28 protein-coding genes are annotated in these 22,908 nt (G+C 62.3%); 10 read left to right on the forward strand and 18 right to left on the reverse strand.

The genetic code is table 11. The features are described 5' to 3' along the window. Positions 1 to 57: 57 nt before the first annotated feature. On the forward strand, positions 58 to 1,119 hold the full coding sequence (locus GUY40_RS21740; RefSeq protein ID WP_166570975.1) for a nitronate monooxygenase family protein: 1,062 nt from the start codon (positions 58 to 60) through the stop codon (positions 1,117 to 1,119). 15 nt (positions 1,120 to 1,134) lie between these two features. Here GUY40_RS21740 and GUY40_RS21745 read toward each other — a convergent pair whose 3' ends face one another. After that, positions 1,135 to 2,094 carry an aliphatic sulfonate ABC transporter substrate-binding protein gene (locus GUY40_RS21745; RefSeq protein ID WP_166570976.1) on the reverse strand — a complete coding sequence of 320 codons (960 nt, stop codon included), beginning with the start codon at positions 2,092 to 2,094 and terminating at the stop codon, positions 1,135 to 1,137. Between the two features lie 224 nt (positions 2,095 to 2,318). On the opposite strand from GUY40_RS21745, the gene GUY40_RS21750 reads away from it, so the two are divergent. Further along, positions 2,319 to 2,534, forward strand: coding sequence for a molybdopterin-binding protein (locus GUY40_RS21750; protein WP_060752785.1), 216 nt, complete (start codon positions 2,319 to 2,321; stop codon positions 2,532 to 2,534). Between the two features lie 20 nt (positions 2,535 to 2,554). On the opposite strand, the gene GUY40_RS21755 is transcribed toward GUY40_RS21750, so the two are convergent. Then, the gene (locus GUY40_RS21755; protein WP_166570977.1) at positions 2,555 to 3,049 is read right to left on the reverse strand and encodes a PaaI family thioesterase; all 495 of its coding nucleotides are present in this window, start codon (positions 3,047 to 3,049) and stop codon (positions 2,555 to 2,557) included. Between the two features lie 323 nt (positions 3,050 to 3,372). On the opposite strand from GUY40_RS21755, the gene GUY40_RS21760 reads away from it, so the two are divergent. Continuing rightward, a complete protein-coding gene (locus GUY40_RS21760) occupies positions 3,373 to 3,822 on the forward strand; it encodes a YMGG-like glycine zipper-containing protein (RefSeq protein ID WP_166570978.1) in 450 nt (149 codons plus the stop codon). On the opposite strand, the gene GUY40_RS21765 is transcribed toward GUY40_RS21760, so the two are convergent. Genes GUY40_RS21765 through GUY40_RS21775 form a run of 3 tightly spaced genes read right to left on the reverse strand, consistent with a single transcriptional unit; the run spans position 3,807 to position 7,487 of the window. Next, the gene (locus GUY40_RS21765; RefSeq protein ID WP_166570979.1) at positions 3,807 to 4,838 is read right to left on the reverse strand and encodes a DUF2955 domain-containing protein; all 1,032 of its coding nucleotides are present in this window, start codon (positions 4,836 to 4,838) and stop codon (positions 3,807 to 3,809) included. The genes GUY40_RS21760 and GUY40_RS21765 overlap by 16 nt on opposite strands. Next, positions 4,828 to 5,952, reverse strand: coding sequence for an HlyD family secretion protein (locus GUY40_RS21770; protein ID WP_166570980.1), 1,125 nt, complete (start codon positions 5,950 to 5,952; stop codon positions 4,828 to 4,830). The genes GUY40_RS21765 and GUY40_RS21770 overlap by 11 nt, the downstream gene beginning before the upstream one ends. Further along, positions 5,949 to 7,487, reverse strand: coding sequence for an efflux transporter outer membrane subunit (locus GUY40_RS21775; protein WP_166570981.1), 1,539 nt, complete (start codon positions 7,485 to 7,487; stop codon positions 5,949 to 5,951). The genes GUY40_RS21770 and GUY40_RS21775 overlap by 4 nt, the downstream gene beginning before the upstream one ends. 131 nt (positions 7,488 to 7,618) lie before the next feature. Here GUY40_RS21775 and GUY40_RS21780 point away from each other — a divergent pair, with 131 nt between their 5' ends. The 3 genes from GUY40_RS21780 (at position 7,619) to GUY40_RS21790 (ending at position 9,612) form a co-directional block, all read left to right on the forward strand. Further along, positions 7,619 to 8,134, forward strand: coding sequence for a transporter suffix domain-containing protein (locus GUY40_RS21780; RefSeq protein WP_166570982.1), 516 nt, complete (start codon positions 7,619 to 7,621; stop codon positions 8,132 to 8,134). 3 nt (positions 8,135 to 8,137) lie between these two features. Continuing rightward, on the forward strand, positions 8,138 to 8,482 hold the full coding sequence (locus GUY40_RS21785) for a hypothetical protein (protein WP_166570983.1): 345 nt from the start codon (positions 8,138 to 8,140) through the stop codon (positions 8,480 to 8,482). Positions 8,483 to 8,574: 92 nt separating this feature from the next. Then, positions 8,575 to 9,612: a hypothetical protein gene (locus GUY40_RS21790; RefSeq protein ID WP_166570984.1), complete on the forward strand. Its 1,038-nt coding sequence runs from the start codon at positions 8,575 to 8,577 to the stop codon at positions 9,610 to 9,612. Here the strand turns inward: GUY40_RS21790 and GUY40_RS21795 are convergent. Genes GUY40_RS21795 through GUY40_RS21810 form a run of 4 tightly spaced genes read right to left on the reverse strand, consistent with a single transcriptional unit; the run spans position 9,603 to position 13,114 of the window. Continuing rightward, entirely contained in the window at positions 9,603 to 10,223 is a 621-nt protein-coding gene (locus GUY40_RS21795; protein ID WP_371924942.1) for a membrane integrity-associated transporter subunit PqiC, read from the reverse strand. The genes GUY40_RS21790 and GUY40_RS21795 overlap by 10 nt on opposite strands. Then, positions 10,223 to 11,899 (reverse strand): intermembrane transport protein PqiB, encoded by a 1,677-nt coding sequence (locus GUY40_RS21800; protein ID WP_166570986.1) that lies wholly within the window; start codon positions 11,897 to 11,899, stop codon positions 10,223 to 10,225. Before GUY40_RS21800 ends, GUY40_RS21795 begins: the two co-directional genes overlap by 1 nt. Then, a complete protein-coding gene (locus GUY40_RS21805) occupies positions 11,892 to 12,506 on the reverse strand; it encodes a paraquat-inducible protein A (RefSeq protein WP_166570987.1) in 615 nt (204 codons plus the stop codon). Before GUY40_RS21805 ends, GUY40_RS21800 begins: the two co-directional genes overlap by 8 nt. Continuing rightward, entirely contained in the window at positions 12,503 to 13,114 is a 612-nt protein-coding gene (locus GUY40_RS21810; protein WP_166570988.1) for a paraquat-inducible protein A, read from the reverse strand. The genes GUY40_RS21805 and GUY40_RS21810 overlap by 4 nt, the downstream gene beginning before the upstream one ends. Positions 13,115 to 13,204: 90 nt before the next feature. Here GUY40_RS21810 and GUY40_RS28430 point away from each other — a divergent pair, with 90 nt between their 5' ends. Together GUY40_RS28430 and GUY40_RS21815 are read left to right on the forward strand one after the other, a co-directional pair. Continuing rightward, on the forward strand, positions 13,205 to 13,327 hold the full coding sequence (locus tag GUY40_RS28430) for a hypothetical protein (RefSeq protein ID WP_256675818.1): 123 nt from the start codon (positions 13,205 to 13,207) through the stop codon (positions 13,325 to 13,327). 116 nt (positions 13,328 to 13,443) lie between these two features. Next, positions 13,444 to 14,295: a CAP domain-containing protein gene (locus GUY40_RS21815; protein ID WP_166570989.1), complete on the forward strand. Its 852-nt coding sequence runs from the start codon at positions 13,444 to 13,446 to the stop codon at positions 14,293 to 14,295. A gap of 175 nt (positions 14,296 to 14,470) precedes the next feature. Here the strand turns inward: GUY40_RS21815 and GUY40_RS21820 are convergent, their stop codons facing one another. Then, the gene (locus tag GUY40_RS21820) at positions 14,471 to 14,950 is read right to left on the reverse strand and encodes a YbaK/EbsC family protein (protein WP_166570990.1); all 480 of its coding nucleotides are present in this window, start codon (positions 14,948 to 14,950) and stop codon (positions 14,471 to 14,473) included. Positions 14,951 to 15,002: 52 nt separating this feature from the next. On the opposite strand from GUY40_RS21820, the gene GUY40_RS21825 reads away from it, so the two are divergent. After that, positions 15,003 to 15,155, forward strand: coding sequence for a hypothetical protein (locus tag GUY40_RS21825; RefSeq protein WP_166570991.1), 153 nt, complete (start codon positions 15,003 to 15,005; stop codon positions 15,153 to 15,155). Continuing rightward, positions 15,119 to 15,376 carry a hypothetical protein gene (locus GUY40_RS21830; protein WP_166570992.1) on the forward strand — a complete coding sequence of 86 codons (258 nt, stop codon included), beginning with the start codon at positions 15,119 to 15,121 and terminating at the stop codon, positions 15,374 to 15,376. The genes GUY40_RS21825 and GUY40_RS21830 overlap by 37 nt, the downstream gene beginning before the upstream one ends. 161 nt (positions 15,377 to 15,537) lie before the next feature. On the opposite strand, the gene hpaI is transcribed toward GUY40_RS21830, so the two are convergent. The 8 genes from hpaI to GUY40_RS21870 all read right to left on the reverse strand — a co-directional run bounded on the left by hpaI (position 15,538) and on the right by GUY40_RS21870 (position 22,905). Further along, positions 15,538 to 16,341, reverse strand: a complete 804-nt coding sequence (gene hpaI / locus GUY40_RS21835) for a 4-hydroxy-2-oxoheptanedioate aldolase (RefSeq protein WP_166570993.1) — start codon at positions 16,339 to 16,341, stop codon at positions 15,538 to 15,540. 18 nt (positions 16,342 to 16,359) lie between these two features. After that, positions 16,360 to 17,163: a 2-oxo-hept-4-ene-1,7-dioate hydratase gene (gene hpaH / locus GUY40_RS21840; RefSeq protein ID WP_166570994.1), complete on the reverse strand. Its 804-nt coding sequence runs from the start codon at positions 17,161 to 17,163 to the stop codon at positions 16,360 to 16,362. An 11-nt stretch (positions 17,164 to 17,174) separates the two neighbouring features. Further along, positions 17,175 to 18,479: an MFS transporter gene (locus GUY40_RS21845; RefSeq protein ID WP_166570995.1), complete on the reverse strand. Its 1,305-nt coding sequence runs from the start codon at positions 18,477 to 18,479 to the stop codon at positions 17,175 to 17,177. A 51-nt stretch (positions 18,480 to 18,530) separates the two neighbouring features. Further along, positions 18,531 to 18,923 (reverse strand): 5-carboxymethyl-2-hydroxymuconate Delta-isomerase, encoded by a 393-nt coding sequence (locus GUY40_RS21850; protein WP_166570996.1) that lies wholly within the window; start codon positions 18,921 to 18,923, stop codon positions 18,531 to 18,533. 47 nt (positions 18,924 to 18,970) lie between these two features. Continuing rightward, complete coding sequence (gene hpaD / locus GUY40_RS21855) at positions 18,971 to 19,828, reverse strand: 3,4-dihydroxyphenylacetate 2,3-dioxygenase (RefSeq protein ID WP_166570997.1); 858 nt, start codon at positions 19,826 to 19,828, stop codon at positions 18,971 to 18,973. Between the two features lie 172 nt (positions 19,829 to 20,000). Further along, positions 20,001 to 21,461: a 5-carboxymethyl-2-hydroxymuconate semialdehyde dehydrogenase gene (gene hpaE / locus GUY40_RS21860; protein WP_166570998.1), complete on the reverse strand. Its 1,461-nt coding sequence runs from the start codon at positions 21,459 to 21,461 to the stop codon at positions 20,001 to 20,003. Positions 21,462 to 21,466: 5 nt separating this feature from the next. Next, the gene (locus GUY40_RS21865; protein ID WP_166570999.1) at positions 21,467 to 22,234 is read right to left on the reverse strand and encodes a fumarylacetoacetate hydrolase family protein; all 768 of its coding nucleotides are present in this window, start codon (positions 22,232 to 22,234) and stop codon (positions 21,467 to 21,469) included. Then, positions 22,234 to 22,905 carry a fumarylacetoacetate hydrolase family protein gene (locus tag GUY40_RS21870; protein WP_166571000.1) on the reverse strand — a complete coding sequence of 224 codons (672 nt, stop codon included), beginning with the start codon at positions 22,903 to 22,905 and terminating at the stop codon, positions 22,234 to 22,236. Before GUY40_RS21870 ends, GUY40_RS21865 begins: the two co-directional genes overlap by 1 nt. Positions 22,906 to 22,908 lie beyond the last annotated feature (3 nt).

Consider the following 22,908-nt stretch of genomic DNA (forward strand, 5'->3'; position numbering starts at 1 on the left):
GATACCGAGTCTTTCTAGACTGGCGACCCCTCTGTTGTGCCAGACACGGTGAATTGCATGGACAATCTTCTGAGCTCTATCGGCGTTCGTTATCCCATCGTACAAGCGCCAATGGCCGGTACGGCCACCCCGGCCCTGGCGGCGGCCGTCAGTAATGCAGGCGGGCTGGGCTCGATTTCCATCGCAGCGGCAAACATCGACGCTGCTCGCCAGATGATTCGGGCGCTGCGCGCGGGCACCGACAAACCGTTCAACGTCAATGTCTTTTGCCATGTACCGTCGCAGCCCAACAGCGCCGTCGAGCAGGCCTGGCTTGCGCATCTGGCGCCCTGGTTCGCCGAGTTTGGCGCGCAGCCGCCGGCCGCGCTTCATGACATCTACACCAGCTTCAGCGCCAGCGAGCAACAGCTGCAGCTGTTGCTGGAGGAGCGCCCGGCAGTGGTCAGCTTTCACCTCGGCCTGCCGCCCCAGGCCTTCATCGATTCGCTGAAGGCCGCGGGTATTGTGTTGTTTGCCAGTGCCACTTGCCTGAGTGAAGCGCAGGCGGTGCAAGCGGCCGGGATCGACGTGGTGGTGGCGCAAGGGATCGAGGCGGGCGGGCATCGCGGAATCTTCGATCCCAAGGCCGAGGATGAGCAGTTGCCAACCTTGGCGCTGGTGGATCTGCTGGTCCGCCAGCTAAGGATTCCGGTGATTGCCGCCGGCGGGCTGATGGACGGTGCCGACGTTGACATTGCGCTGGGCCGTGGCGCCCTGGCTGCGCAACTGGGGACCGCCTTTGTGTTGTGCCCGGAGTCATCGGCCAATGCGGCCTACCGGCAGATGCTCGGCAGTGAACGCGCACAGCTGACCCAGCTGACTGACGTGATTTCCGGCCGGCCGGCGCGGGGTATGGTCAACCGCTTCATGCGTGAAGTCGGTGCGCCCGGCCATCCGCCGGTGCCAGGGTTTGGCATTGCCTACAACGCTGGCAAGCAGCTCAGCGAAGCGGCGTCGAAGGCGGGCAGTTCTGAGTTCTCACCGTTCTGGGCGGGCCAGCAAGCCGCACGGGCGCGGGCGCTTCCGGCGGCTGAGTTGATGGCGGCATTAGTGAGTGAGTCGCAGGCTTGTAAACACTGATGGCTGAACAGCCGTTTATGGCTTCCAGATCTCGACATCCTTGGCGTCCACCGCCTTGGGCAGCAAGCCTGCGGCGAAGAAGGCATCGGCGATTTTCTGCTGTTCACCCAGTTGGTCGCCTTTGACCGGCTGGACCTGATAACTGCGATGGGTGTTGGCGGTTTCGACCGTGACCAGATCGAGGTTGCCCCACAACGGGCCGAGTATTTTTGCCGCTTCAGTGGGGTGGGCTTTGACCCAGGCTCCGGTCTTGTGCAGCTGCTCGTAAACCAGTTTGAGCACGTCCGGGTGGGCCTTGGCGTAGCTTGTGCTGGTCAGGTAATAGCGTTTGTAACTGGCCAGGCCGGTGCCGTCCGCCAGGGTCCGGGTTGGCAATTGCAGTTGCACGCTGGTGAGAAAGGGTTCCCAGGTGACCCAGGCGTCAACCTTGTTGTTCTCGAAGGCCGCGCGGCCGTCGGCGGGTGTCAGGTAAGCCGGTTGTATATCCGAGAACTCGAGGCCTGCTTTTTTCAGGGCGACGATCAGCAAATAGTGAGAGCCGGCCGCCTTGGTGACCGCGACTTTCTTGCCTTTGAGATCCGATAGCTGCCGTAGCGGCGAGTCCTTGCGCACGACAATCGCCTGGGCTGAAGGTGAGGGCGCCTCTTCGGCAAAGTAGGTCAGCTTGGCCTGGGCCGCCTGAGCGAAAATCGGTACGGTATCGGCGACGTCGGCACTGATGTCGACATTGCCGACATTCAATGCTTCGAGCAGCGGCAAGCCACTGGGAAATTCATGCCAGCTGACGTCGATGTTCTGCTGTGCGAGGGCTTTGTCCAGCGTGCCTTGGGTTTTCAGCAAGGTGATCAGGGTCGATGACTTCTGGTATCCGATCCGTAGGGTTTCGCTGGCCTGCGCCGGAAGGGCGAATGCCACGGACAACGCCACGACCAGGCTGGCCAGAAGCGGACGATAGATTTTCAATGACTGTGACATGGCGCGCTCGTCTGTAGGGAAAGAAAAAGGTGGGCTTTTCCGAAGCATAAGGTTCTAAAAAATATTGTATAAATAATTTTTAGGAATGAGCTTATGGAGAGCGGCTATTCCATAAAGGTATAAATAAATAGTTAATTATTCCTTTTGTTGTCATCTGGAAAGGTGCACTTTGAGGGCCTGCACATCAGGGCGGATTTGCCCAACCTCAAACAGGAAGCCTCGACATGACCATCAAAGCGATCAACGTTCGTAACCAGTTCAAGGGCGTCATCAAGGAAATTCTGCAAGGCGAGGTGGTTTCCGAAATCGATGTACAAACCGCTTCCGGCATCGTGACTTCGGTGATCACCACCCGTTCAGTGCGCGACCTTGAATTGAAAGTCGGCAGCGAGGTCATTGCCTTCGTCAAATCCACTGAGGTGTCGATCGCCAAGCTGTGAGGGGCCTCATACTCGATCAGTCAAGCCTCGCGGCCATGCGCCGCGGCGGCCAATTGCCCGGTATCGACGCGAACAAAAATGGAATCGCCAATGGCGGTAAGCATGTCGCCGGCATACACCTCGCAGATAATGCGGCTCTTGCGGCCGACTTCGCCCTCGACCCTGGCGCGCAAGGTGAGCGGCACACCCATCGGCGTCGGCCTGATGAACTTGATGCCAAGGTTGCCGGTGACGCAGTCGATGCGTGGCAGGCTTCCAACCGTCCGGTTTTCGGCGCGGTAATGGTAGGCCATCGCGGTCCAGTTGGAATGGCAATCGACCAGCATTGCGATCAGCCCGCCGTACACCAGGTCCGGCCAGCCGCAGTACCTGGCCTCTGGCAGATGCTCGGCCATGACATGCACACCATCCTCGTGCCAGAAGCTCTTGATGTGCAGGCCGTGCGGGTTACTACCACCGCAGCCATAACAGACGCCTTCTGGTGCGGCCTGGTCTTGCAGAGAAGTCTCGAACATGGGCAGGTCCCTGGGTTATCCGGGAAGAGGGACAGCAAGCCTAGCGGATTTCGCGTGGAGCTGGAACTGTCGTACTACATCACTGATGAGCTCCATTACGCGTTTGCTATTTGCTTTCAGATGGGCGGGGGTGTTCATTTAATGCTGAGCAGGGAATGTAGGAGCCGAGCTTGCTCGCGAGGCAGGCGACGCTGCGCACCAGATACACGGCGTCGCCTGCCTCGCGAGCAAGCTCGGCTCCTACGAAAAGCCCTGCCGGTAGCCGACCGCGAAATCGCGTGGACTACACTCATTGGATGCACCCACGCCTGCCGGAGGTCATCATGCAACGGTTATCGTCCATTGGCCTGTGCGTCGGATTGTCGATTTACGCGCTGCCGGTACTCGCTGAAACCGTGGTGCCGCTGAAGGGGCAGACCTCGCAGCAAATCCAGCAAGATATAAATGATTGCCATGCGACCGCCAATCAAGGCACCTCGACGTCGACGCCTGCCACCGGTGGAAGGGTGCGCGGTGCTGCGGTCGGGGCCGCCGCCGGTGCCGCCGGGGCCCAGGTTCGCGGGCGCCAGCATGACGAGTTTTATGACCGGGTCGATGATGACGTAAAGCAGGAGTATCGCCAGAACCGCGCCAGGGAAACCGCCGCCGCGGGCGCCGTCGTGGGTGGGGCGCGCCAGCGCCAGGAGCGTCGGGCGCAACGCAATGCCGAGTCGACCAGCAGCTCGGCCTACACCAGTTGCCTGCAGGGCAAGGGCTATCAGGTCACGCCCTGACCGCCTGTCGCAAGCGCCCGGCGCGGCGCCAGCAGGTTGACCATCAGGCACGCATACAGGGCTACGGCAATAAACAGCGAGAGACGCACCGCAAAGGCGGTATAGACGTCTTTGCCGGCCAGGCTGTCCTGCACTGACTGGCCCAACAGGATAATCATCGTGATCAGGCTGTTGAGCCAGAACCCGGGGGTGAAGGGGGTAGGGCTCAAGCGATAGAGCTTGCGCGCCAGCACCAGCCCCACCAACAGCATCCATAGAAAGAACATCCACAAATGGACAAACAGGCTGAGCGCGCACCAGAACAGTATGGCCAATAGACCGCCGAGCAGGGTTGAGCCGATCAACTCGCGAGCGGCATTGCGCGCGCAGAGGGCGGTGCTTTGCTGGCCCAGGCTGACGGCCTTCAAAATGATCGGCAAGTAGCTGCTCGGGTCAACCAACGCCAACAAAAACGTCGGCAGCACGATCAGCGTGGCCCTGGCTGCCACACTGGCGACGTCGTTGCGTGCCAGGCCCGTGGCAGCGGCGGGCGCCGCGGCCTGGCGCTCGGGAAACAGCCAGTGACTGAGTGCAAGCACCAGCACGGCAAGGAGCAATGCCTTGACCAGTGCGCCGATGACGATGGCCGCCAGATCAAAACTGGCGACGCCGGCGGCAGAGATCATGGTCAGGCCGATGACCAGAAACGTGACGATCAGGTTGTTGCCCCCGCGCAAGCCATAGCCGAATGAAAGAAACAGACAGGCACCGACCATCAGTACGCCGCTGACCGGGTAGTAGCGCAGGACCGGGATCAACAGCAGGCCGATGCCGGTGGTCAACAGGGCGACCAGCGCCAGCCCCACACTGGCCTTGAACGACAACGGACGGTTGAGCGTGGCGAGCAGCAGCAACGCCAGTACCGGCGCGAGGAACGGTAGCGGCAAGCCCAGCCCGAAGCTGGCGGAAAGGCTCACGGCCGTGCCCATGGCCAGGCGCAACGCACGCCGGGCCGGCAGGTTCAGTTCAGTATGCATACGAGAGCCAACTCATCAGCCCCAGAAATAGCCGCCCGAGCGGGTTGAGCGGATTGCCCGGCGCCGCAAATGCCATCACTTCGGCCTGACCGCCGGCGCGGATCGCGCGACTGTCACGCAGTACGCTCATGGCCTCCTCGTTGAACTCGATAATCACCGGAAAACGCTGGGCCGGGCGCAGCCAGTCACGGCTGTTCTGCACGCTGGGGAGGTTGCCGGGTGGTGGCGTCGGGCCGACGTTGACACCGTAGCCAATGCTGCGCACGCGGCCCTCGAACACCTCACCGGGCAGGGCGTCCAGCACAATGGCAACCGGGGTGCCGGGCTTGACCCGGCCCAGGTTGTTCTCGGTCATGTCCGCACTGATCCAGATGTCATGGATGGCAATCAGGGTCATGAGTGGATTGCCGGCAGCGGCGAACTGCCCGACGTCGGTGCGCAGGTCGGTGATCAGGCCGGCCGAGCGCGCGCGAATGCGGGTGTTGGCAATGTCCAGTTCAGCCTTCGACAGGGCCGTGGCGGCACTGCGCAGCAGGGCGTTTTCATCTTCGCTGCCGCCTTCCTGTTCGCGTGCCCGCTCGACTTCAGCACGCGCGGCGGCCACCTGGCTGACGGCCTGTTCAAGGTTGGCCCGCGACACTTCGAGCAAGCGCACGGAAATGGTCCCGCGGTCTTCACGGTACAAGCCTTCAAGGCGCCGGTTGTCCTGTCGGGCCTTGAGCTCGTTGGCCTGGGCAGCCCGCAAGGAAGCTTGCGCCGAGGCGATGCCGGCGGTGCTCGCGCCGATCTGCCGGCGCGTGGATTCAAGGTCGGCGCGCGCGCGATCAGCGGCAATCTGATAGGGTTCGGCGTCCAGCTCAAACAACACATCGCCCGCCTTGACGTCCTGATTGTTGCGCACATACACCCGGGTTACGCGCCCCGACACTTCGGCGGCCACGGGAATGACAAAGGCGCCCACTCGCGCCTGTTGCGTATAGGGCGTGAAGCGGTCCGCCAACAGGTACCAGGCCAGGCTCAGGACAATCATCAGCAGCACCCACTTGATGCCTTTGCGGGCAGGATCGGCTGCAGGCCTGGTCGGTTCGGGAGCAGGTTGGGGCGCTTCACTCATGGTCGTTTCAACTCCTCAGGGCTGGGGCGCACGGGCTCTTGCAGCAGATCGCCCCAGTCGGTGCGTGCTTCCATCTGCTGGCGGGAGACGGGGTCAACGCTGGGTTGCGCGCTGTACCAACCGCCTCCAAGCGCCTTGTACAGGGCGATCAGGTTACTGACGGCATTGCCGCGGCTGAGCAGATAATTGTCCTGTTGCTCAAGCAGGGCGCGCTGGGCATCGAGCACGCGCTGGAAATCGGAATAACCTTCCCGGTATTGGGCGCTGGCCAGCACCAGCGAGCGCTGGGCGGCGACCCCGGCTTCACGCAGGATTCGTTCGCGCTCCAGGGATTTGACCAGGCCACTGGCGGCGTCGTCGGCTTCGCGTGCCGCTTGGCGGACCTTGTCGCGGTAGGCCTCGATCAGTTGCTGCAGGCGTGCATCCTGGACGCGCACGTTGTTGCTGATCTGGCCATGGTCGAACAGGTTCCAGCGCAGGCTCGGGCCGCCGACCAGATCCAGGCTCTTTGACGTGCCCTTGAGGGTGTCGGCCGACCAGACAATGCTGCCCAGCAGGGACAGGGACGGATAGAAGTCGCTTTCGGCCACGCCGATCAGCGCCGACTGGGCCGCCACATTGAGCTCGGCGGCACGCACGTCAGGGCGACGCAGCAGCAGGTTGGCCGGTACATCCTGCAGCACGGCGCGGTCGATCAAGGGGACCGGCGCCTGATGTTCGACCCACTCCGTCAGCAGGCCGGGTGGCCGCCCCATCAGCACGGCCAGGGTGTTGCGCAAGCGCAAGGCCTGGTCTTCCAGGGTGGGAATGCCGCTCAAAGTCGCCAGGTACTGCGTCTTGGCCTGTTGCACGTCAAGTTCCGCACTCTGGCCGCTGTTGAACAGTTTTTCGGTGATCTGGAAACTGCGTTGTTGCAGACCGGCGTTTTCCCGGGCGACACGCAAGCGTGCTTCGGTGGTGCGCAGGGAAAAGTAGGTGTCCGCGACTTGGGCCCGGAGCAGCACCCGGACATCGTCCTGGTTGGCCCGGGAAGCAAAATACTGGGCGTCGGCGGACTCGATGGCGCGGCTGAAGCGCCCCCAGAAATCCAGCTCCCAGCCGATATCGAAACCGGCGCTGTACTGCCAGAAGTGGTTATCCAAAGGGTTGTTGCCGCCGTATTGGTCACGGTGCACGTACAGGCTGTCGGCGCTGGCTTGCTGCACTTGCGGATAGCGGCCACTGCGGGCAATGCCCAGTTGCGCGCGGGCCTCCAGCACGCGCAGGCCGGCGATTTTCAGGTCGGCGTTGTGGGCATCGGCTTGGGCAATCAGCTGATCGAGCAGCGGATCGCCGAACACCCGCCACCAGGAAAGCGTGTCCGGTTCAGCCTGATGTTGGCTGGCGAGCGCCAGTGCCGGGCTTTTCCAGCTTCTGGCCCAGGGTTCAACCGGCGATTGGAAGTCTGGCCCCAGTTGCATGCAGCCGCCCAAGCCCAGTGCGACCAGCAGCAGGAGGTGGCTCGGCGCTGTCCGCACGGCTGAACGTGGGTGCATTGAAGAAATTCCATTTAAGGAAGTTCACTGAGCATAGCTGCGCCCTCGACCGCAGGGCATCGCCGTGTATTCACTGCTACGCTTTCCAGGTGCTACAGAATCGGGCTGCGATTTGTAGAGGTGCGATGATCATGAATACCACCTTCGGTGTGAGTGAACCCCATTCGCCGACCTGGCGTTTCAAAGTCGGTGTTGGCATTATCGCCCTGATGCTGGGGAGCTGGCTGATGGTGCCAATCGCGGCGCTGATGGATGTTCCTGGCCCGCGGATCGCTGCCCTTACCGGCGTGTTGTTCATCAGCAACAAGGTGCTGCTCATACTGGCCATTACCATCATGGGCAAGTCCGGCTTTCAACAGGTCAAGAGCAGGCTGGCAGGCTACTTCTCTGTGCTGGCGCCTTCCGTTGACGTTGAGGTGGGGCCCATCCGGCACAAGATCGGCGTCATCATGTTCTGTGTGCCGTTGATCTCTTCAGTCCTGGAACCTTACGTCGACACCTTCTGGCCGGGCCTGCGCCCGAACCTGTGGCAAATCCAGTTGCTGGGCGACCTCATGTTGATTGGCAGTTTTTTCGTACTGGGGGGCAACTTCTGGGAGAAAGTCCGTGCATTGTTTATTCGCAATGCACGCATCGCCAGTGCGTAAGTGATGAAAAAACTCTGGCGCCAGTATCTAAGCCTTCTGGACAAGGATCTGAACGCCAAGGTCTTTGATAACGTCAAGAATCTGCTGGTCTGTGCGCTCCTGTTCGCCGCCGGTACCAGTGCGTTACGCGGCGAATTTCCGGTTTTTCTCGGTTTATTGGGCGCATGGGTAACCGGCTGGGCGCTGATCGTCATTTCTGCGGTGTTGCTGCTGCTCAACATCAGCGACGGCCTGCACCGGGTCGCCAAATTGCGTTACCACAGGGTATTGCAGGTTTTCCTTTCGGTCTTCTACCTGGTCCTGGCGTTGCGCGTGGTCGAAATCGTCTGGAACTTCCGGGCTGAATAACGGCGGTCGCCTGCCCAGGATGCCCTCAGAGCCACGGGCCTATACTCAAACATGCAGCATCAGGCCTGATCCAATCCCAGGAAACCGCAATCTTGAACCTGCGTTCGCTGATCGTCGCCGTCATGGTGGTATTGGTGGGATGCGCCTCGCCCAGGCCTCCCCCGGTGGTGATTGCGCCTGTCGTGATTTCCCAGGAGACCTGGCTGCAGATTGATCGGGAGATTGTCAGCGCATCGCAGCAAGCCACCGAGCAGGCCAAGGTATATGCCCGAGGTTCCATGGAGCACTGGCGCACGCGGGTTTACCAGCAGACCGAAGAAAAATTCATTCCCTGGTTCAGCAGTTACTGGACCCAGGAATGGCTGTCGGTGAAGGTCAGTTGGTACAGCCTCAGCGCCAAGGGCGAAGAGGATGCCTCGGCCAACCGCCTGGCCGCCTATCTGCTGGAGGAGTATCAGGAGCAGGTGTTGGCGCCGGTGGCGGTGGAGATCGACCCTGATGCCATCCTCGGCCAGGCCACGGACTTTTATGTGCAGCTGCTGGGCCAGCAATTGAAGGTGATTGCCCAACGCCATGGGGTGCCGATGGCGCAGCTTAACGGTCGAATCCAGAAAGTACCGGCGATCGCACTGGGGCCACCGCCTGCGCGTGATGCTTCGCTGTTTCAGGTGGTGAACACTGAGCCGTTGAACACCCTGCCGGCCTATGCGGCGCTGATCGACAAGATTCACAAGGCCGGCGGTGACCGCGGTATTGGCTCGACGGATGCGGGGATGGCGCCGGTGGCCAAGCGTGCCAGTCAGCGAATCGAAGCGGAAATGGCCCCGCGCGGTGCGGCCGGTGCAGTGGCGGCAGCGGCGGGGAAACTGGCCGGGGCATTGATTTCCGTGGGGGTGGCCGGGATTCGGGCGATCATCCAGGCCAACGACCAGCCAGACAGCGAAGCGCTGATCCGCCAAAGCCTGGGCTCCTCATTCGACAAGGCCTGGTTGAAGCTGGTGCAGAACCCCACCACCGGCGTGATGGCCGGAACCTTGTACATGGCCGGGCAGATCGAAGGCAGCCTGGCCAGCAGCGCCGAACCGATCGTCAGCTGGGAGGCAGCGCCTGAGCACCTCGCTCAACCCTGAGGACAACCAGTACCGGATTGTTTCGACCAGTTCGATGCCGTGCTGGCAATAATGCCCGCCAGTTGCGCGATAGCCTGCTGATGCGCGACCACCAGCTCCTGTACCTGCCCGCCTGCCGGTTGGCGGATGACGTTGCTGCAGGTCAGGCTGCGATTCTTGACCCCATCGCCGCGCAGCCGCAGGCTCCAGAGTACATCGATCAACGCGTATTGGCCCTGCACCGAGTCGAAACGCCGGACATCGGTTTGCAGCGCGAGTAGCGGGATGCCGGCCACCTTGGGGAAGCCTGCCAGGTCGCGGGTGCCCAGTTTCAATTCCATCTGGGCGGCCAGGGCGTCGTGGAATTCATCGGCCAGTGGTGCGCTCCAGCGGTCAGTTTCCATCAGCGCCAAGATGCCGTTGCTATGGCGTATCACCACTTGCGGCTGGTCAGCCTGGACCGGTACGCGCACCGGTTGCATTTCAAACTGGAACGCTGGCGTCGTGACATTCGTGCGCGGTGTATTGTCCGGCGCGGTCGCGACCAGGGTGTAGTAGTGGGTCGGCGCCGAGGTACAGGCAGCCAGGCCGAGTGTACCGAACAGGGCCAGGGCACGGAGGTTCAGGCTGATCATTGTGGTTCAATCTCCCGAGAGGAGGAGGGCGGCGATCGATAGCTGTCTGGCTGGTTGTCTTTGATGCGCCCTCGAATCAGCGCCTCGGGATGGCGGCTGAGGAAGTCGGTCAACACCCTTACCGAACGGGCGGTGCGCTGGAACTCCTCCATCGCCTGACCCAATTGCTGACGTTGTGGTGAGTCTTCAGACACGCTGTCGTTGGCCGAGGCCATGGTTTTACGGGTCTCCACCAGCGTACTGCGGACCTGTGGCAACACTTCGCCATTGACTTGCTTGAGCGTCTTCTGCAGCTCGACGAGGTTGCCGTTGAGGTTACTGGCAATCTGTTCGAGCGGCAGTTTGCTGAGCTTGTCGACGACGCCCTGCAACTGCTCCTGAAGTTTGTCGAGGCTGCCCGGTACCGTCGGGATCTCCACCGGTCGCGCGCTCACGTCGAAGGCCACCGGTTTCGCCGTCGGGTCAAAGTCCAGGGCGATGTAGAGCTGCCCGGTCAGCAGGTTGCCGGTTCGGGCCTGAGCCCTGAGCCCGCGTGCGACCAGTTGAGCCATCATTTGGACCGCCAGGGCTTCATCATCATTGAAGTCGCGGTTTTTCAGTATTTTTTCGTGGGCCTTGCCCAGCCTGCTAGGGTAAATCACCGCGCCAATGACGGTAGGAAAGCTCTTGTTGACCTCGTCATAGTCCAGGTCGATCGAAACGACCCGGCCCAGGTTCACCCCGTGAAATTCCACCGGGGCATTTATCACCAGGCCACGCAAAGGCTGATCGAAGCGCATGCGGATATAGCGCGGTGGGCCATCGGCGGGTGCCATGGCGGTTTCCCGGTCGTTGAACAGGGTAAATTGGGTCAGTTCTTCGGCCAGTTGGGGGTTGGGGCTGTAGTTGGGTTCAACGAAGGCAACGCCGCCGGCCAGAATCGATGACATCGACTGGGTATCGACCTTCATGCCTTCGGCACTGAGGCTGAGGTCGAAGCCGCTGGCGTTCCAGAAGCGGGTATCGCGGGTGACGAATTTGTCGTGCGGGGCGTGGACGAAGATCTGCACTTCGACCCCCTTGCCGTCCTCCGTCAGCTTATAGGACACCACTTCACCCACCGGGATGCGCCGGTAATAGACGCTGGAGCCAATATCCAGCGAGCCAAGGTTGTCGGTGCGCAAGGTGTAGCGCGTGCCCTTTTGCCCGTAGGTGATGAGCGGCGGGGTTTCCAGCCCGACGAAGTCCTTTCTGGTCTCGGTCGATGCGCCGGCATCGGCGCCGATGAACGAGCCCGACAACAGCGTATCGACACCGGAAATACCGCCCGCTCCGATGCGCGGGCGCACCACCCAGAAGCGTGAGTCTTCGGACGCAAACGACTTGGCGGAGCCTTCCAGGTCCAGGGTGGCATTGATGCGGCTGCGATCCTCGGCCAGGGTGATCTCGGTCACCTTGCCGATCACCACGTTTTTGTATTTGACCTGAGTCTTGTTGACCTCAAGCCCCTCGGCCGTCAGAAAGCTCACCGTGATCTGCGGGCCGGCTTGCCTTGCGTTATGCACCACCATCGACAACCCCACCAGTGCCGCGACAATCGGCACCAGCCAGACCAGCGAAACGTTGAAGCGTCTGCGTTTGACCTCAGGGGGGCCTGGAGTCGGTGCAGCGTCAGGGCTTGGGTGTTCAGGCATCTTCAACCTCTGCGTCCCAAATGAGCCGAGGATCAAAACTCATGGCGGCGAACATTGTCAGCACCACCACCAGGCCAAAGAACAGGATGCCTATCCGCGGGTCGATGGTGCTCAGCGAGCGGAACTGCACCAGGGCCGCGATCAGGGCCACCACCAGCACATCGAGCATAGACCAGTAACCGACCACTTCGACCAGTCGATAGAGTTTGGCCCGCTCGCGCATGGCCCAGCGACTGCGGCGCTGACAGGTGACCAGCAGCGTACCCAGCACCAGAAACTTCATGCAGGGCACCGCCACGCTGGCGATGAAAATAATCAGCGCCAAATCCCACTCGCCGGCATGCCAGAACTCCAGGATGCCGCTCAAGATGGTGTTTTCACTGCCGCTGCCAAAGATATTGGTGTACATCACCGGCATCACGTTGGCCGGGATATAGCAGATCATGCTGGCCAGCAGCAGGGCCCAAGTCCGCGCCACGCTGTTGGGTTTGCGCCGATGCAACAGGGAGTCGCAGCGAGGGCAACGGGTGTTCGCGGCACTACAGACCTGCTCGCAGGTGTGGCACAGGATCAGGTTCATTTGCCGGGCATAAGGCGGCAGGCTCATGGAATAACGCCCTCCAGGTCCTTCCACAGCCGGCGGATGCCTTTGCCGGAAATCAGGATGAGCAGCACCGTCAACATGGCCAGCGCCCAGAGCCCGATCCCCGGGTGCACATCGAGCATCCCCGCGAGTTTGACGATGGCCACCAGAATCCCCAGCAAACACACTTCAAGCATGCTCCAGGGGCGCAGTTGGTCAAGGCTGCGCATGCACAGTTTGAAGCCGGGGGCCGCGCGGCGGCACAGGGCAAAGCCCAGCACCCAGCACAACAGGATGATTTGCAGCATGGGCGCAAGGATGATCGTCAGCCCCGCGATGGCCGCCATCACGCTGATTTGCCCTTGGGCCAGCGCTTCTACGGACTGCCACAACGTCGCCTGGTTACTCAAGCCCTGCAGGCTGATGGAGATCACCGGAAAGGCGTTGGCGAAGATAAACAGCAATCCTGCACTGATCGACAGCGCCAGCAACTGTTGAATGCTGAGCCCGCCACCACGCGCCAGAACCGCCGCGCAACGGACGCAGCGTGCGGTCTGGCCTTTGGCCAGAGGCACGGGGGTGTACACCGAGTCGCAGTGTTCGCAGATGATCCAGGCGGTAGGAGCTGTCATGGCCTTGGCCGAGATAAGCTTGAAGGGCGAGTTGTTGTGCGACCCCCTCATGATAGAAGCCCGGATCCAATCCCGCCTGCTTTGTGCCCCATGTGGCTCGAGGTGCGCAGCCGTGGCTTCGACTTGAACGTGGCCGAAGGCGCGTTCGGCAATGTCTATGCCTATCCCGGGGCGCCGCGAACGGTGCAGGCGGGTATTTCGTACACCCTGTAGAACGCTTGCCACGACGGTCTCGCTGAGGCCGTCTCTCCCACAGGCGGTGACATTGCCGGTGCGACATCGCGAACATTCGCGCATCATAAGCGCAGTTCAGCCCAAGGGAGATCTCCATGCGCGTCATTCCATCCGCTTTGCGCTTTGCTGCTCTGTCGTTGGGGTTAGTGGCTGCCACCACCGCATTGGCCAGCGAAGAGTCGCAGCTGGTCGACTCGATCAACACCTACCGCAGCCAGGTACAGCGCTGCGGCGGGCAAGCCTCTGCGGAGCTGCCACCGCTGGCCGCCGACCCGCGCCTGGAGTTGCCGGCCAACAGTATTGGCGACCTGCAGCAGGCGCTGGCACGGGCGGCTTACCCGATGGTCAATGTGCAGGCGATCACGCTGTCCGGGCCACGTGATGCCCAGGCGGCGGCCAAGGCGGTGCAGGAGAGTTTTTGCCAGGTGGTGCTGGACCCGCAGTTTGTCGATATCGGCGTCAGCCGGGACGGGCGCGAGTGGCGCATTGTGCTGGCGCGGCCACTGTTGAGCGGGCGCCTGGGTGACTGGCAGACCGAAGGGCAAAAGGTGCTGGAGATGGTCAATGGCGCTCGCGCCCAGGCCCGTCAGTGCGGCGGCCAGTCGTTTGCGCCGACCTCGCCGCTGGCCTGGAATGCCACCCTGGGCGGCGCGGCTCAGGACCACGCGCGGGCCATGGCCAATAACAACTATTTTGATCACAAGGACCGAGACGGGCGCACGCCCGGGGATCGGGCGGAATTGGCCGGTTATGCCGCGCAGCAGGTGGCAGAGAACATCGCGGCGGGGCAGGACACGGTGCGCAAGGTGGTTGATGGCTGGTTGGCGAGCCCCGGGCACTGCGCCAATGTGATGAACCCGCAGTTCAAGGAGATGGGCGCGGCGTACGCGGTGGACCCAAAGAGCGATGCGGGGATTTACTGGACGGCGATGTTTGGGGCGCAGTGACATCGGGGTCGCTACCTCCCGGACTGCTGACAAACCCCCTGTAGGAGCAAGGCTTGCCTGCGATGCAGGCACCGCGTTATATCAGTAACACGGCGGCGCCTGCATCGCAGGCGAGCCTTGCTCCTACAGGGTTGCTACCCGCGCAAGTTTTTTGTCGCTTGTGCTGGCCTCAGCGCTAGCAAGCCTCGACTTCAACCGCCTGACACACATCCACCCATTGCGCTTCGACCAGCTGCGCCAGGCGCAATGGGTCGATACGCACGGCGCTGGTGATCGAACCTGCCGCCGGCAGCACTTCGTCATACTGCTTGAGCGACTCGTCGCAAAACACCGGCAAAGCCGTTGCCAGCCCGAACGGGCATACCCCGCCGACCGGGTGGCTGGTCAGTGCCACGACGCTGTCGGCATCGAGCATCTTGGCCTTGCTGCCAAACGCCGCTTTCATCTTGCGATTGTCGATGCGCGCGTCGCCCTTGGCCACCAGCAATACATTCTGTTCACCCACGCGAAAGGCCAGGGTCTTGGCAATCTGCCCCGGTTCCACGCCATGAGCCTCGGCCGCCAGCGCCACGGTGGCGGTACTGGTGGTCAGTTCGATGATGGCGATATCCGGCGCCTTTTCAGCCAGGAAGGACCGTACCGATTCAAGGCTCATGAGCAACTCCTGTCAGGGGCAAAGGGGGGCATGGTGCGCAGGAGGACGGGGTGTGTCAAATGCGCTGTTCGCCTCGACCATCCGTCGCCTGCTCGGCACCTGCACCGACACCCGCATCTCCAACCCTTACGGCCCAGATCTACTGGACCTCAACCAACGAGGTGCACCATGGCTAACGAACAACGTCCACAAGGCGACAAAATGAAAGACCCAAGCCGTCCACAAACCGGGCGCAATGACCCTGGCATTGATCCAAACTCACCGAAAGGCGGCCAAGGTGGGGCAGGGCAAGGCGGACGTGCCGGCCAGCCAGGCAAACCGGGTCAGACCCAAGGCGGGAATCGGCCTGCTGACTGGGAAGACCCCATGAAAAAAGGCACCACTGGCACCAGGAAAGATGACCTGAACCGCGACAATCGCGGCTGATAGAAGGTACAAGGGCCCGCACGAGGTGGGCCATTCATGGGGCTGCTTTGCAGCCCATCGCGGGCAAGCCCGGCTCCTACGGCTTTGTGGGAGTCGGGCTTGCCCGCGAATGAAGGCGACGCGAGCTAACGGAACTCCACCGTTGGATCCCTCGTAACCGATTAGTACACGCCACCACCGCCGGTCACAGGCGCAGGGGCGTCCTTGAATTTTCCCGCCAGGGCTTGCAGCCCACGCATCAGCACCGTGGTATCGACGCCCACGGCGACGAATGTGGCGCCCAGTTCCAGATAACGACGCGCAAGCTTTTCATCGGCGCTGAGAATGCCGGCGGCCTTGCCGGCTTTCCGGATGCGGGCGATGGCATCTTCGATGGCTGCTTGAACGTCCGGATGGCCAGGGTTGCCGCGGTGGCCCATCGACGCGCTGAGATCGGCCGGGCCGATAAACACGCCATCGACACCTTCGATCGAAGCGATCGCATCCAGATTGGCCAAGCCTTCGGCGTTCTCGATTTGCACCAGCAGGCACATCTGCGCGTCGGCTTCATCCAGATAGCCGGGGATGCTGTTCCAGCGCGACGCCCGCGCCAGTGCGCTGCCGACCCCGCGCACACCCAAGGGTGGGTAGCGCATGGCGCGTACCAGTTCACGCGCCTGTTCGGCGCTCTCGACCATCGGCACCAGCAAGGTCTGCACGCCGATATCGAGCACCTGCTTGATCAGCGCGGTATCGCCGATGACCGGGCGAATGATCGGCTGGCTGGCATAGGGCGCCACCGCCTGCAACTGGCCAAGCAGGCCGCGCAGGTCATTGGGGGCGTGTTCGCCGTCGATCAGCAGCCAGTCGAAACCGGCATTGGCCGCCAGCTCCGCGCAGTACGGGTCGGCCAGGCCGAGCCAGAGGCCGATCTGCGCTTCACCGTTTTTCAGGCGTTGCTTGAAGGTATTGATGGGCATATCCATGGGCACGGGCTCCGGCAATCAAACGAAACGACAGGCGATCGAGCCGAGCATGTCGTAGTCGACATGGAACGTATCGCCCGGGTTGGCCGCCACTGGGCGAGTGAAGGAGCCGCCAAGAATGATCTGGCCCGGCTCCAGGGTGACGTCATACGGCGCCAGCTTGTTCGCCAGCCACGCCACGCCCTTGGCCGGGTGGTTGAGCACCGCGGCAGAGACACCGGATTCTTCGATCACGCCATTGCGGTACAGCACCGCCGGGACCTTGCGCAGGTCGATGTCCGTCGGCCGTACCGGGCGGCCGCCCATCACCACGCCACCGTTGGCGGCGTTGTCGGAGATGGTGTCGAAGACCTTGCGGGTGACCTTGGTGTGCGGATCGATCTGCTGGATGCGCGCGTCGATGATTTCCAGCGCCGGGATCACCCATTCGGTGGCGTCGAGCACATCGAACACCGTGACGTTCGGACCCTTGAGCGGCTTGCCGAGGATAAACGCCAGCTCCACTTCAACGCGCGGGACGATAAAACGTTCGAAGGGGATATCGCTGCCTTCTTCGAACAGCATGTCGTCGAGCAACGCGCCGTAATCGGGCTCGGTGATATTGGAGGAGACCTGCATGGCGCGCGAGGTCAGGCCGATCTTGTGGCCGACCAGCTTGCGGCCGTCCTTGATCTTCTGCGCGACCCAGGCGCGCTGGATGGCGTAGGCATCGTCGATAGTGATGCCCGGATAATCCAGGGAGAACTGGCGCACTTGCTCACGGTTGCGTTCGGCGTGGTCCAGGCGAGCGGCGGCTTGCAGAATCTGGCTTTGGTCAAGCATGACGAAATCTCTTACTGAGGATTGACGATCGCGGCGTGGGTGCGCAGCACCAGCAGGCCGCCGAGGGCGATAAACAAGGCCAGCACGTAAAGGGCCAGGCTGGCGCTTTGGGTGGTGTCACGCATCCAGCCGATCAGGTAGGGCGCCAGGAACGAGGCGATGCTGCCGAATGAGCTGATCAGGGCGATGCCGGCCGCTTGCGTCGAGTTGGACAAGAACGCCGGTGGCAGCTGCCAGAACATCGGCAGCGCCGCGCTGGCGCCCATGCCTGCCAGTATCAGGCCGCTGAGCACCACCAGCGACTGGGTCGGTGCAAGCCCGGCGACGGCAATGCCGACAGCGGCCATCAACAGCGGCACGCACAGATGCCAGCGGCGTTCGCGATGGCGGTCCGAGGAGCGCCCGCAGCCGAGCATGAACAGGCAGCCGGCCAGGTATGGAATGGCGCTGAGCAGGCCGACCTTGCCGTCGCTGCCGATCCCGGCGCCGTGGATCAGGGTCGGCATCCAGAAGGCGAGGGTGTTGACCGCCAGCATCACCGCGAAATACACCGACACCAGCAGCCACACCTGCCGGTTGCGCAGGATGCCGCTAAAGGAGGTGATGGACTTGCGCTGCTCTTCCTGGCCCAGTTGTGCGCGCAACTGCTCCTTTTCGTCGCGCTTGAGCCAGTCCACGCTTTCGAAGCTGTCAGGCAGGCATTTGAACACCACCAGCCCCAGCAGAATCACCGGCGCGCCTTCGATCAGGAACATCCACTGCCAGCCGCGCAGGCCGCCAAAATCATGGAAAAACTCCAGGATCCCACCGGACAGCGGGCCGCCGATCACACCGGCCATTGGTACGGCGATGGCGAACAGCGCGGTGATCTGCGCCCGGCGGCGGGCCGGGTACCAGCGGTTGAGAAACACCAGGATGCCGGGGAAGAAACCGGCTTCGGCGACTCCCAGGAAAAAGCGCAACACGTAGAAACCGGTCGATGATTCGATCCAGAGCATGCCGGTCGACAGCGCCCCCCAGACGATCATCAGCGTGGCGATCCAGCGCCGTGGGCCGACGCGGTCCAGGGCCATGTTGCTGGGCACGCCGAACAGTGCGTAGGCCACGAAAAACAGTCCGGCACCGAAACCGTAGACGGTGTCGCTGAAGTGCAGATCGTGACTCATCTGCATCTTGGCAAAACCGATATTGATCCGGTCCAGGTGGGCGAACAGGTAACAGATCAGCAGCAACGGCATCAGCCGCCAGGTGATCTTGGCGTGGGTCAGGTCAGCAGTGGCCAGTGCAGGGCTGGCGGCGGTGTGGGCTGTGCTCATGATCTTGTACTTTTTTGTCAGAGAGGCCGTTGCAGGAATCAGATCGGTGGTCTAGCCGGCCTGGTTGTTCAAAAAGGCATGCACGTTGTTTTTCTTGAAGTTCAGCTGCGGGTGCAGCTCGATCATCTCGAACGACAGCGCCAGCAGGCGTTGGGCCTGAAGCTCGGCAAAGTGCTGGGTAATGACTTCAAACAAGGCTTCGGCGACTTGCTGGCGGGTCTCAAGGTCGCGGCCGTGGCCGACCTTGAGGGTCATATGGACAAAGGCGTAGTCGTGTTTGCCATCGGCCATGCGCCAGCTGTCCAGGCGCACGCCGCGGCTGCGGATGCCGCCCAGCGGAAACACGCCGCTGGCGCCCAGGGTGGCGTGGACCTTCTCGAACAGGCCGGGCAGGTCGGCCTGCTGCTCAATGTTGTCGGTGAACTCAGCGATAAAGTGCGGCATGCGCGCCTCCGGAAAAGGGGCAGCACGGAGCTGCCCGCAAGCGGCTATCAGACAGGGAAAATGGCGTTGATCTGGCCGGTGCCGGAGCTGCCGAACGGTTCGGTGAGCACCTCCACCGGCTTGTCATAGTCGGCGCCGCCGAGCAGTCCCAGCAGCATCGCGGTGTCGTGCATCTTGCCTTCGCCGAAGCAGTGCTCGGCGTAGTCCGGCAGCATCGCGCAGAACTCCTTGAAACGGCCTTGCTTCCACAGCTCGACCACGCGCAGGTCCATTTGCTTGTCGAATTCACGGGTCCAACTGTGCATGTTGGCCTGGGCATCGCGGTCATCCGAGAAACGGTGCGAGAGCGAGCCGGAGGCCAGCACCAGCACTTTGCGATCGCTTTTCTCGATGGCGCGGCGCACGGCGGCGCCAAAGGCGAAGCTGTCTTCCAGGCGGTGCCAGGCGCACCAGGCGGCAATGGACACGACCTTGAACTTCTGCTCATCCGGCACGCCCATGTGCATGTAGCGCATCGGCACCAGGGTGCCGTATTCCAGCTCCAGGCTCGGGATGTTGTGCGCCAGGGTGCGCACGCCGGCCGCGACTGCTTCGGCGGCGATCAACTCGCCCAGCTCCGGGCAGCCGGGGTACTCGTACTCCATGTTCTTGATGAAGTGCGGCAACTCGTTACTGGTGTAGATGCCCTTGAAGTGCTCGCCACAGTTGATGTGGTAGGCACTGTTGACCAGCCAGTGCACATCGAACACCACGGCGGTGTCGGCACCCAGTTCACGGGCCCGGCGGCCGATTTCCTTGTGGCCGGCAATCGCCGCGTCACGGCAGCCGTGGTGCTCGCCGGGCAGCTCCGAGAGGTACATCGATGGAACGTGGCAGATCTTCGCGGCCAGGACGACTTCGCCCATGAGTGTTCTCCTGAAAATGTGTTGTTCTTGTTGCCTTGGCATTACCTTTGGAGGTGCTTTTTGTGGGAGCGGATTTATCCGCGAATCCGGGCGCTGCGGTGCTTCCGTCAGAACGCGGTGTCTTTATTCGCGGCGGTCCGGCGATCCGGTAAATCCGCTCCCACAAGAGTGGTTACACACCCCAACGCGGAATGTGATGGCTGCCCATGGATATACACACGTTCTTGATTTCCGCGAAGACTTCAAAGCTGTATTGACCGCCTTCGCGGCCGGTGCCCGAGCCTTTCACGCCGCCGAACGGCTGACGCAGGTCGCGCACGTTCTGGCTGTTGATGAACACCATGCCGGCCTCGATGCCGCGGGCCAGGCGGTGGGCCTTGCCGATGTCCTGGGTCCAGATGTAGGAGGCCAGGCCGTATTCGGTGTCGTTGGCCAGTTGCAGCGCTTGGGCTTCGTCCTTGAACGGGATCAGGCAGACCACCGGGCCAAAGATTTCTTCCTGGGCGATGCGCATCTTGTTATTCACATCGGCGAACACAGTCGGCTGGATGAACTGACCGCGGGCCAGGTGCGCCGGCAGGTTGGCCGGGCGCTCCAGGCCGCCAGCCACCAGGCGTGCGCCTTCTTCGATACCGATCTTGATGTAGCCGGTCACCTTGTCGTAGTGAGCCTGGGTAATCATCGAGCCGACCTGAGTCTTCGGATCCTGCGGATCGCCAACGATCAGGCGCTTGGCGCGGGCGGCGAATTCGGCGACGAACTGCGGGTACACGCTTTCCTGGATGAAGATCCGGCTGCCGGCGGTGCAACGTTCGCCGTTCAGCGAGAAGATGGTGAACAGGGCGGCGTCCAGGGCGCGCTCAAGGTCAGCGTCTTCGAAAATCACCACAGGCGACTTGCCGCCCAGTTCCATCGAGTACTTTTTCAGACCGGCGGTTTGCATGATTTTCTTGCCGGTGGCGGTGCCGCCGGTGAAGGAGATGGCGCGTACGTCAGGGTGACGAACCAGTGCATCACCGGCGGTGGCGCCGTAACCCTGGATCACGTTCAACACGCCGTTGGGAATGCCGGCTTCAACCGCCAGGCGGCCCAGTTCGTTGGCGGTCAGTGGCGACAGCTCGGACATCTTCAATACTGCGGTGTTACCCAGCGCCAGGCACGGTGCCGTCTTCCAGGTGGCAGTCATGAACGGCACGTTCCACGGCGACACCAGCCCGCACACGCCAACCGGCTGGTACAGGGTGTAGTTGAGCATCTGGTCGTCGACCGGGTAGGTGTGGCCGTCCATGCGGGTGCAGACTTCGGCGAAGAAATCGAAGTTGTGCGAAGCGCGCGGGATCAACACGTTCTTGGTCTGGTGGATCGGAAGGCCCGTGTCCAGGGTTTCCAGCTCGGCCAGACGCGGGACGTTCTGCTCGATCAGCTCGCCCAGCTTGCGCATCAGGCGGGCACGTTCCCTGGCCGGGGTGTTGGCCCATTTCGGAAAGGCTTCCTTGGCGGCTGCAACGGCCTGGGCGACTTCTTCGGCGCCGCCGCTGGCGACTTCGCCGATGGCTTCACCGGTGGCCGGATTGTAGTTGACGAATACGTCTTTGCTTTCGACCTCACGGCCATTGATCCAGTGTTTGATCATGTTGCTCACGCCTCGTTACGTGCGAAGAACTCAGCTTCGCTGACAATACGGTTGACCAGTCGGCCGACGCCTTCCACTTCCACCACCACTTCATCGCCTGGCACGACATCGGCCAGGCCTTCCGGCGTGCCGGTAGCGATCATGTCGCCCGGTTGCAGGGTCATGAAGCTGGAGAAGTATTCGATCAGGTAAGGGATATCGAAAATCATGTCCGCGGTAGTGCCTTCCTGTTTCAGCTCACCGTTGATCCAGGTGCGCAGCTTCAGGTTGCTCGGGTCCGGCACGTCGGCGGCATCGACGATCCATGGGCCGACCGGGGTGGTGGCGTCACGGTTTTTCACCCGCAGGTTGGGGCGGTAGTAGTTTTCCAGGTAGTCGCGGATGGCGTAGTCGTTGCAGACGGTGTAGCCGGCCAGGTAGTCCAGGGCATCTTCGCGCTTGACGTTGCGCGCCGGCTTGCCGATCACGGCCACCAGCTCGCACTCGTAGTGCATGTAAGCGACGCCGTCCGGGCGCCAGGTGACCTGGTTGTGACCGGTGTAGGTGCCGGGCGACTTGATGAAGGCCAGCGGCTCGGTCGGCGGCGCGAAAGCCAGTTCCGCGGCGTGATCGGCATAGTTCAGGCCCAGGGCAAACATGCTGCCGTTGGCCGGTGGCAACCACTCGACCTGGTCCTCGCCAAGCAGGCGGCCATCGGCCAGGCGCAAGGCGTTGTCGGCTTCAACGTTGGCGACGTGAACCTCACCTTCGAAACGGATACGGGCGTGTTTCATCAGCGGTTCTCCTGCTCGGCAACAATGTGGTTGGCCAGACGGCCGAGGCCGGTGATTTCAACTTCAACCTTGTCACCTGGCAGTACGTCGACACGGCCTTCCGGGGTGCCGGTGATCAGCAGGTCGCCTTCGTGCAGGGTCATGAATTCGCTCAGTTCGGCGATCAGCGCAGGGATGCTGCGCACGAAGTGGGCGGTGGAGTTTTCCTGGCGCAGCTCGCCGTTGACGAACAGTTTCAGCGCCAGTTGGTGAGGATCGGCGACCTGGTCGACGGGCACCAGTTCAGGGCCGAACGAGCAGAAACCGTCGCGGCACTTGGCCTTGACCGCCGGGCGGTAGTAGCTGTCTTCCGGCAGGCTGAATTCGTTGACGATGGTGTAGCCGGCCACATGCTCCAGGGCGTTTTCGACACTCACGCGGCTGGCGGTCTTGCCAATCACCACGCCCAGCGCCGGGCCCGGCTGCAGGCGCTCGACGCCGTGCGGGTAAACCACGGCGCAATCATGGCCGTTGCGGGTGTTAGGCGTCTTGATGAACAGCACCGGCTTGACCGGGGGCTGTTTGTAAGGCGCTTGCTCGAATTCGGCGAGACGCTGGTTCAGCAACCCCTGGTAATTCAGCGCAACGCCGAACAGGGTGCCGGTCGCAACGTCATGCAGGGCACGGCTCATGCT

This window comes from Pseudomonas sp. R5(2019), from assembly GCF_009905435.1.
Classification (GTDB): Bacteria; Pseudomonadota; Gammaproteobacteria; order Pseudomonadales; family Pseudomonadaceae; genus Aquipseudomonas.

Bases quoted from the DNA above. Each gene is read 5' to 3' on its own strand.
- GUY40_RS21740 (WP_166570975.1), top strand. From the start codon at position 58: ATGGACAATCTTCTGAGCTCTATCGGCGTTCGTTATCCCATCGTACAA.
- GUY40_RS21745 (WP_166570976.1), bottom strand. From the start codon at position 2,094: ATGTCACAGTCATTGAAAATCTATCGTCCGCTTCTGGCCAGCCTGGTC.
- GUY40_RS21750 (WP_060752785.1), top strand. From the start codon at position 2,319: ATGACCATCAAAGCGATCAACGTTCGTAACCAGTTCAAGGGCGTCATC.
- GUY40_RS21755 (WP_166570977.1), bottom strand. From the start codon at position 3,049: ATGTTCGAGACTTCTCTGCAAGACCAGGCCGCACCAGAAGGCGTCTGT.
- GUY40_RS21760 (WP_166570978.1), top strand. From the start codon at position 3,373: ATGCAACGGTTATCGTCCATTGGCCTGTGCGTCGGATTGTCGATTTAC.
- GUY40_RS21765 (WP_166570979.1), bottom strand. From the start codon at position 4,838: ATGCATACTGAACTGAACCTGCCGGCCCGGCGTGCGTTGCGCCTGGCC.
- GUY40_RS21770 (WP_166570980.1), bottom strand. From the start codon at position 5,952: ATGAGTGAAGCGCCCCAACCTGCTCCCGAACCGACCAGGCCTGCAGCC.
- GUY40_RS21775 (WP_166570981.1), bottom strand. From the start codon at position 7,487: ATGCACCCACGTTCAGCCGTGCGGACAGCGCCGAGCCACCTCCTGCTG.
- GUY40_RS21780 (WP_166570982.1), top strand. From the start codon at position 7,619: ATGAATACCACCTTCGGTGTGAGTGAACCCCATTCGCCGACCTGGCGT.
- GUY40_RS21785 (WP_166570983.1), top strand. From the start codon at position 8,138: ATGAAAAAACTCTGGCGCCAGTATCTAAGCCTTCTGGACAAGGATCTG.
- GUY40_RS21800 (WP_166570986.1), bottom strand. From the start codon at position 11,899: ATGCCTGAACACCCAAGCCCTGACGCTGCACCGACTCCAGGCCCCCCT.
- GUY40_RS21805 (WP_166570987.1), bottom strand. From the start codon at position 12,506: ATGAGCCTGCCGCCTTATGCCCGGCAAATGAACCTGATCCTGTGCCAC.
- GUY40_RS21810 (WP_166570988.1), bottom strand. From the start codon at position 13,114: ATGACAGCTCCTACCGCCTGGATCATCTGCGAACACTGCGACTCGGTG.
- GUY40_RS28430 (WP_256675818.1), top strand. From the start codon at position 13,205: ATGTGGCTCGAGGTGCGCAGCCGTGGCTTCGACTTGAACGTGGCCGAA.
- GUY40_RS21815 (WP_166570989.1), top strand. From the start codon at position 13,444: ATGCGCGTCATTCCATCCGCTTTGCGCTTTGCTGCTCTGTCGTTGGGG.
- GUY40_RS21820 (WP_166570990.1), bottom strand. From the start codon at position 14,950: ATGAGCCTTGAATCGGTACGGTCCTTCCTGGCTGAAAAGGCGCCGGAT.
- GUY40_RS21830 (WP_166570992.1), top strand. From the start codon at position 15,119: ATGGCTAACGAACAACGTCCACAAGGCGACAAAATGAAAGACCCAAGC.
- hpaI (WP_166570993.1), bottom strand. From the start codon at position 16,341: ATGGATATGCCCATCAATACCTTCAAGCAACGCCTGAAAAACGGTGAA.
- hpaH (WP_166570994.1), bottom strand. From the start codon at position 17,163: ATGCTTGACCAAAGCCAGATTCTGCAAGCCGCCGCTCGCCTGGACCAC.
- GUY40_RS21845 (WP_166570995.1), bottom strand. From the start codon at position 18,479: ATGAGCACAGCCCACACCGCCGCCAGCCCTGCACTGGCCACTGCTGAC.
- GUY40_RS21850 (WP_166570996.1), bottom strand. From the start codon at position 18,923: ATGCCGCACTTTATCGCTGAGTTCACCGACAACATTGAGCAGCAGGCC.
- hpaD (WP_166570997.1), bottom strand. From the start codon at position 19,828: ATGGGCGAAGTCGTCCTGGCCGCGAAGATCTGCCACGTTCCATCGATG.
- hpaE (WP_166570998.1), bottom strand. From the start codon at position 21,461: ATGATCAAACACTGGATCAATGGCCGTGAGGTCGAAAGCAAAGACGTA.
- GUY40_RS21865 (WP_166570999.1), bottom strand. From the start codon at position 22,234: ATGAAACACGCCCGTATCCGTTTCGAAGGTGAGGTTCACGTCGCCAAC.
- GUY40_RS21870 (WP_166571000.1), bottom strand. From the start codon at position 22,905: ATGAGCCGTGCCCTGCATGACGTTGCGACCGGCACCCTGTTCGGCGTT.